Below are 1758 nucleotides of genomic sequence, written 5' to 3' on the forward strand. Positions count from 1 at the left end.
AGGCGCCAGCATAGAGATAATCTTGCAGCCATGCGCAGGACAGTACTGCCCACCGGGATAGCCTGCCGGCAAGGGTGCTGGTCTCCACCGTGGATCCTCCGTTTTTCACCGCGCTGCGGGGACCGGTTGCCCCGCGGTCCCTCCTCACAGCATTATCAGCACATCAGCACGGTTCAGGCAGGAAGCGACATTGCCCGCCCAGGAAATTCCGGGTTTCCGGCGGTCGGCCAGTTGTCGGCAACGCGCCGAATCGAGGCGGGAATCCCGGGTGGTATCGGCGCTCGCCTGAACTCGGGCAGGCGTCGAAATTGCAACGATTTGATGATCGCCGATTTAATGCCGGAGTGGTGGAATGGTTGACCAGTCGCTTTATCAGTATTGGCTACTACGCCTTGGTAGATATTACGAAGGTAAATCCGCAATGTGGCGAGTTTGACGAATACCTTGAATGGCGAAACGTTCTGGACATTCCTGAAATGATTCACGACCATGTGGAAATTTTGACGTACGGATTGGAGGCTCTTCGCCAAAACTTGGATCAAAAGCTGATTGCTTTTAATCTTCTGCCGGAAACCTTTACGATGCGGGAAGTACAGGAGCTTTACGAAGCCGTCTACCATCGCTCGTTTCCCATCAATAATTTCCAGAAAAAAATCCTGGATCTGGGGGTTTTGGAACGTCTTCACAAAAAATACACCGGTGCGGCCAATACGGCACCGTATCTCTATCGCTTTAAAAAAAGCAGTCAATAGCAGGTTTCACTCGTCCGCTTTTAGTGCAGTAACTGGAACCTCTGTACGCTGAAAAGTAATAAACCGTCCGTTCCCTGCCGCCTACATCTGGTCGGCGGGTCTATTCTTCACCTAATGCTCTTCAGGGTTATCGTGAAGTTAAGCTTCGATAATCGTATGCGTAATAATTAAAAGACTGAAATTGAAAAGGTTACTGTAAAACTGGTAACTTGGCAGAAGCCGGGATTTTTACCCGTACCCTTTTTCATCCTCTAACATTGAACCTCATGAAATCGAGCTTCCGCTTTGCAGTAACACTACTTTTCTTATTCAATATTTCATCATTGACTATGGCTCAGGCAGACAAAAGTCAGCGACCCAGCCCACCGGCCACGGCTACGGGAAAAATTGGTACGGCAACCGTAACCATTCAATACAGCAGTCCTTCGGTGAAAGGTCGTACCGTTTGGGGCGAACTGGTTCCCTACGGTAAAGTATGGCGGGCGGGAGCCAACGAGGCCACCACCTTTGAAACCGACAAAGCGATTCAGGTCGGAGGAAAAAGCTTGCCCGCGGGTAAGTATACCTTGTTTGCTATTCCCGAAGAAAAACAGTGGACGTTTATCTTTAACTCACAAACGGGCCAGTGGGGCGTGAAACGGACGGGGGAAGCGAACCTGGACCGGGCAAACGACGTATTGACCGTGACGGCGAAACCCAAAGCAATGGCCTCTGCCAGTGAGCGTTTGCTGTATGAAGTCACACCCCAAGGATTTACGTTGAAGTGGGCCACGCTGGAAGTACCGGTTTCCCTGAAAGAGTAAGCTTCATAACCAAGCCGCGGCAGCCCAATGGAGTTTGCCGCGGCTTAGCTGTAATTCGGACGAAGAACTTACAGTTGCAGACCTCCCGACACCTCAATCCGTTGAGCATTGACCCACTTGGCTTCGGGTGTACACAGAAAAGCAACGACACCGCCAATGTCTTCGGGCTGACCGATTCGGGGAATCGCCGTGACGCTTTTCAA

General features: G+C 51.2%; 3 protein-coding genes. 2 read left to right on the top strand and 1 reads right to left on the bottom strand.

Annotated features, from left to right (window positions below; translation table 11 throughout):
* Window positions 1–308 precede the first annotated feature (308 nt).
* Together ACOJTG_RS23390 and ACOJTG_RS23395 are read left to right on the top strand one after the other, a co-directional pair.
* A complete protein-coding gene (locus ACOJTG_RS23390) occupies window positions 309–752 on the top strand; it encodes an NUDIX hydrolase (protein WP_420156023.1) in 444 nt (147 codons plus the stop codon).
* A 266-nt stretch (window positions 753–1018) separates the two neighbouring features.
* The gene (locus ACOJTG_RS23395; RefSeq protein ID WP_420156024.1) at window positions 1019–1555 is read left to right on the top strand and encodes a DUF2911 domain-containing protein; all 537 of its coding nucleotides are present in this window, start codon (window positions 1019–1021) and stop codon (window positions 1553–1555) included.
* A 68-nt stretch (window positions 1556–1623) separates the two neighbouring features.
* On the opposite strand, the gene ACOJTG_RS23400 is transcribed toward ACOJTG_RS23395, so the two are convergent.
* The coding region (locus ACOJTG_RS23400; protein WP_420156025.1) for an SDR family oxidoreductase at window positions 1624–1758 on the bottom strand (135 nt) is incomplete at its 5' end.

The organism is Siphonobacter sp. (assembly GCF_048595215.1).
GTDB lineage: Bacteria > Bacteroidota > Bacteroidia > Cytophagales > Spirosomataceae > Siphonobacter.

Bases quoted from the DNA above. Each gene is read 5' to 3' on its own strand.
- ACOJTG_RS23395 (WP_420156024.1), top strand. From the start codon at position 1,019: ATGAAATCGAGCTTCCGCTTTGCAGTAACACTACTTTTCTTATTCAAT.